2 tRNA genes and 3 rRNA genes are annotated in these 5,427 nt (G+C 51.8%); all 5 read right to left on the bottom strand.

What is annotated here, in order from left to right:
• A 5S ribosomal RNA gene (rrf, locus tag BUE09_RS19960) occupies positions 1 to 108 on the bottom strand; the annotation flags it as partial.
• A gap of 154 nt (positions 109 to 262) precedes the next feature.
• Positions 263 to 3,153, bottom strand: a 23S ribosomal RNA gene (locus tag BUE09_RS19955).
• Positions 3,154 to 3,407: 254 nt separating this feature from the next.
• A tRNA-Ala gene (locus tag BUE09_RS19950) sits at positions 3,408 to 3,483 on the bottom strand.
• A gap of 30 nt (positions 3,484 to 3,513) precedes the next feature.
• Positions 3,514 to 3,590: transfer RNA gene (locus tag BUE09_RS19945), tRNA-Ile, on the bottom strand.
• 91 nt (positions 3,591 to 3,681) lie between these two features.
• Positions 3,682 to 5,218 (bottom strand): 16S ribosomal RNA (locus BUE09_RS19940).
• Positions 5,219 to 5,427 lie beyond the last annotated feature (209 nt).

Genomic DNA, 5,427 nt, shown 5'->3' with positions numbered 1-5,427 from the left:
ATGACCTACTCTCACATGGGGAAACCCCACACTACCATCGGCGATGCGTCGTTTCACTACTGAGTTCGGGATGGGATCAGGTGGTTCCAACGCTCTATGGTCGTCAAGCAATTCGGTTGGGGAGTCGGTGTTGAGTCGCTTCCCCTAATTGGGTATGTGATGGTGTTGCTGTATTGGTTTCGCTTGCGAGCGATGCGTCTTTTCGGTTTGTTTGTCGACTTCAACCGTCTGACACGCAAACATCAAATTGTTTGGGTGTTATATGGTCAAGCCTCACGGGCAATTAGTATTGGTTAGCTCAACGCCTCACAGCGCTTACACACCCAACCTATCAACGTCGTAGTCTTCGACGGCCCTTCAGGGAGCTCAAGGCTCCAGTGAGATCTCATCTTGAGGCAAGTTTCCCGCTTAGATGCTTTCAGCGGTTATCTCTTCCGAACATAGCTACCCGGCAATGCCACTGGCGTGACAACCGGAACACCAGAGGTTCGTCCACTCCGGTCCTCTCGTACTAGGAGCAGCCCCTCTCAAATCTCAAACGTCCACGGCAGATAGGGACCGAACTGTCTCACGACGTTCTAAACCCAGCTCGCGTACCACTTTAAATGGCGAACAGCCATACCCTTGGGACCGGCTTCAGCCCCAGGATGTGATGAGCCGACATCGAGGTGCCAAACACCGCCGTCGATATGAACTCTTGGGCGGTATCAGCCTGTTATCCCCGGAGTACCTTTTATCCGTTGAGCGATGGCCCTTCCATACAGAACCACCGGATCACTAAGACCTACTTTCGTACCTGCTCGACGTGTCTGTCTCGCAGTCAAGCGCGCTTTTGCCTTTATACTCTACGACCGATTTCCGACCGGTCTGAGCGCACCTTCGTACTCCTCCGTTACTCTTTAGGAGGAGACCGCCCCAGTCAAACTACCCACCATACACTGTCCTCGATCCGGATAACGGACCAGAGTTAGAACCTCAAAGTTGCCAGGGTGGTATTTCAAGGATGGCTCCACGCGAACTGGCGTCCACGCTTCAAAGCCTCCCACCTATCCTACACAAGCAAATTCAAAGTCCAGTGCAAAGCTATAGTAAAGGTTCACGGGGTCTTTCCGTCTAGCCGCGGATACACTGCATCTTCACAGCGATTTCAATTTCACTGAGTCTCGGGTGGAGACAGCGCCGCCATCGTTACGCCATTCGTGCAGGTCGGAACTTACCCGACAAGGAATTTCGCTACCTTAGGACCGTTATAGTTACGGCCGCCGTTTACCGGGGCTTCGATCAAGAGCTTCGCTTGCGCTAACCCCATCAATTAACCTTCCGGCACCGGGCAGGCGTCACACCCTATACGTCCACTTTCGTGTTTGCAGAGTGCTGTGTTTTTAATAAACAGTCGCAGCGGCCTGGTATCTTCGACCGGCATGAGCTTACGCAGTAAATGCTTCACCCTCACCGGCGCACCTTCTCCCGAAGTTACGGTGCCATTTTGCCTAGTTCCTTCACCCGAGTTCTCTCAAGCGCCTTGGTATTCTCTACCCAACCACCTGTGTCGGTTTGGGGTACGGTTCCTAGTTACCTGAAGCTTAGAGGCTTTTCCTGGAAGCATGGCATCAACCACTTCTCCTTCTAAAAGAAGGATCGTCATCAGTTCTCGGCATTAAGATCCCGGATTTACCTAAGACCTCTGCCTACCACCTTAAACTTGGACAACCAACGCCAAGCTGGCCTAGCCTTCTCCGTCCCCCCATCGCAGTAACTAGAAGTACGGGAATATTAACCCGTTTCCCATCGACTACGCTCTTCAGCCTCGCCTTAGGGACCGACTCACCCTGCGTCGATTAACGTTGCGCAGGAACCCTTGGTCTTTCGGCGTGGGAGTTTTTCACTCCCATTGTCGTTACTCATGTCAGCATTCGCACTTCTGATACCTCCAGCAAGCTTCTCAACTCACCTTCACAGGCTTACAGAACGCTCCTCTACCGCTCATCTTACGATGAACCCGTAGCTTCGGTACCTGGTTTGAGCCCCGTTACATCTTCCGCGCAGGCCGACTCGACTAGTGAGCTATTACGCTTTCTTTAAAGGGTGGCTGCTTCTAAGCCAACCTCCTAGCTGTCTGAGCCTTCCCACATCGTTTCCCACTTAACCAGGATTTTGGGACCTTAGCTGACGGTCTGGGTTGTTTCCCTTTTCACGACGGACGTTAGCACCCGCCGTGTGTCTCCCGTGCTGACACTTGCTGGTATTCGGAGTTTGCATCGGTTTGGTAAGTCGGGATGACCCCCTAGCCGAAACAGTGCTCTACCCCCAGCAGTGATACACGAGGCGCTACCTAAATAGCTTTCGAGGAGAACCAGCTATCTCCGAGCTTGATTAGCCTTTCACTCCGATCCACAGGTCATCCGCTAACTTTTCAACGGTAGTCGGTTCGGTCCTCCAGTTAGTGTTACCCAACCTTCAACCTGCCCATGGATAGATCGCCCGGTTTCGGGTCTATTCCCAGCGACTAGACGCCCTATTAAGACTCGCTTTCGCTACGCCTCCCCTATTCGGTTAAGCTCGCCACTGAAAATAAGTCGCTGACCCATTATACAAAAGGTACGCAGTCACCTAACAAAGTAGGCTCCCACTGCTTGTACGCATACGGTTTCAGGATCTATTTCACTCCCCTCTCCGGGGTTCTTTTCGCCTTTCCCTCACGGTACTAGTTCACTATCGGTCAGTCAGTAGTATTTAGCCTTGGAGGATGGTCCCCCCATATTCAGACAAAGTTTCTCGTGCTCCGTCCTACTCGATTTCACTTCTAAGACCTTTTCGCGTACAGGGCTATCACCCACTATGGCCGCACTTTCCAGAGCGTTCCGCTAAAATCAAAGAAGCTTAAGGGCTAGTCCCCGTTCGCTCGCCACTACTAAGGGAATCTCGGTTGATTTCTTTTCCTCAGGGTACTTAGATGTTTCAGTTCCCCTGGTTCGCCTCACACACCTATGTATTCAGTGTGTGATAACCATCTTATGATGGCTGGGTTCCCCCATTCAGACATCTCCGGATCACAGTCTGTTTGCCGACTCCCCGAAGCTTTTCGCAGGCTACCACGTCTTTCATCGCCTCTGACTGCCAAGGCATCCACCGTATGCGCTTCTTCACTTGACCATATAACCCCAAGCAATCTGGTTACTGTCTAATAACGTGAAGACGACATTCGCCGAAAATCCGCATTTTGCTCTCTCGAGCATCTCGCAAATTTTACCTTGACTTGAATAATCACCAGTGAAAGTGACCACTCAAATCTACTTCTATCACATACCCAAATTTTTAAAGAACAGTTACTGGCGCAAAGACCAGAAATCAATACACTCCCTAAGGAATCTATTCATTTCTGTGCTTTCAAGCGATGGCGAGAATAATGGTGGAGCCAAGCGGGATCGAACCGCTGACCTCCTGCGTGCAAAGCAGGCGCTCTCCCAGCTGAGCTATGGCCCCATCTACAGATCGGCCACATCCCATGACAATTGGTGGGTCTGGGCAGATTCGAACTGCCGACCTCACCCTTATCAGGGGTGCGCTCTAACCAACTGAGCTACAGACCCAATCGTCTCTCTCGGGTCGAAACCCAATCGCTTTTCGCTAGTGAATCAAGCAATTCGTGTGGGAACTTATGAAGAAGCTGAAGTCTTCGATTAAGGAGGTGATCCAGCCGCAGGTTCCCCTACGGCTACCTTGTTACGACTTCACCCCAGTCATGAATCACTCCGTGGTAACCGTCCTCCCGAAGGTTAGACTAGCTACTTCTGGAGCAACCCACTCCCATGGTGTGACGGGCGGTGTGTACAAGGCCCGGGAACGTATTCACCGTGACATTCTGATTCACGATTACTAGCGATTCCGACTTCACGCAGTCGAGTTGCAGACTGCGATCCGGACTACGATCGGTTTTATGGGATTAGCTCCACCTCGCGGCTTGGCAACCCTTTGTACCGACCATTGTAGCACGTGTGTAGCCCAGGCCGTAAGGGCCATGATGACTTGACGTCATCCCCACCTTCCTCCGGTTTGTCACCGGCAGTCTCCTTAGAGTGCCCACCATGACGTGCTGGTAACTAAGGACAAGGGTTGCGCTCGTTACGGGACTTAACCCAACATCTCACGACACGAGCTGACGACAGCCATGCAGCACCTGTGTCAGAGTTCCCGAAGGCACCCATCCATCTCTGGAAAGTTCTCTGCATGTCAAGGCCTGGTAAGGTTCTTCGCGTTGCTTCGAATTAAACCACATGCTCCACCGCTTGTGCGGGCCCCCGTCAATTCATTTGAGTTTTAACCTTGCGGCCGTACTCCCCAGGCGGTCGACTTAATGCGTTAGCTGCGCCACTAAGATCTCAAGGATCCCAACGGCTAGTCGACATCGTTTACGGCGTGGACTACCAGGGTATCTAATCCTGTTTGCTCCCCACGCTTTCGCACCTCAGTGTCAGTATTAGCCCAGGTGGTCGCCTTCGCCACTGGTGTTCCTTCCTATATCTACGCATTTCACCGCTACACAGGAAATTCCACCACCCTCTGCCATACTCTAGCTTGCCAGTTTTGAAAGCAGTTCCCAGGTTGAGCCCGGGGCTTTCACTTCCAACTTAACAAACCACCTACGCGCGCTTTACGCCCAGTAATTCCGATTAACGCTTGCACCCTTCGTATTACCGCGGCTGCTGGCACGAAGTTAGCCGGTGCTTATTCTGTCGGTAACGTCAAAACACTAACGTATTAGGTTAATGCCCTTCCTCCCAACTTAAAGTGCTTTACAATCCGAAGACCTTCTTCACACACGCGGCATGGCTGGATCAGGCTTTCGCCCATTGTCCAATATTCCCCACTGCTGCCTCCCGTAGGAGTCTGGACCGTGTCTCAGTTCCAGTGTGACTGATCATCCTCTCAGACCAGTTACGGATCGTCGCCTTGGTGAGCCATTACCTCACCAACTAGCTAATCCGACCTAGGCTCATCTGATAGCGCAAGGCCCGAAGGTCCCCTGCTTTCTCCCGTAGGACGTATGCGGTATTAGCGTTCCTTTCGAAACGTTGTCCCCCACTACCAGGCAGATTCCTAGGCATTACTCACCCGTCCGCCGCTGAATCAGAGAGCAAGCTCTCTTCATCCGCTCGACTTGCATGTGTTAGGCCTGCCGCCAGCGTTCAATCTGAGCCATGATCAAACTCTTCAGTTCAATACTGCATGGGTTTTGAGAAAACCCTAAACTTGGCTCAGCAATCGCAATCTCTTCCAAAGGTCACCCTCAAGAAGAGCACTCAATGATTTCTCGTTGAGTACATTGTGATGCTGATAATCTTGCTGACTACCAGTCTTACCTCACAAGCACCCACACGAATTGCTTGATTCAGTTGTTAAAGAGCGTTTCGATCAAGTCTTTCGTCT

The sequence above is a fragment of the Stutzerimonas xanthomarina DSM 18231 genome, assembly GCF_900129835.1.
GTDB lineage: Bacteria > Pseudomonadota > Gammaproteobacteria > Pseudomonadales > Pseudomonadaceae > Stutzerimonas > Stutzerimonas xanthomarina.
This window is presented reverse-complemented; position numbering and strand designations above follow the sequence as displayed.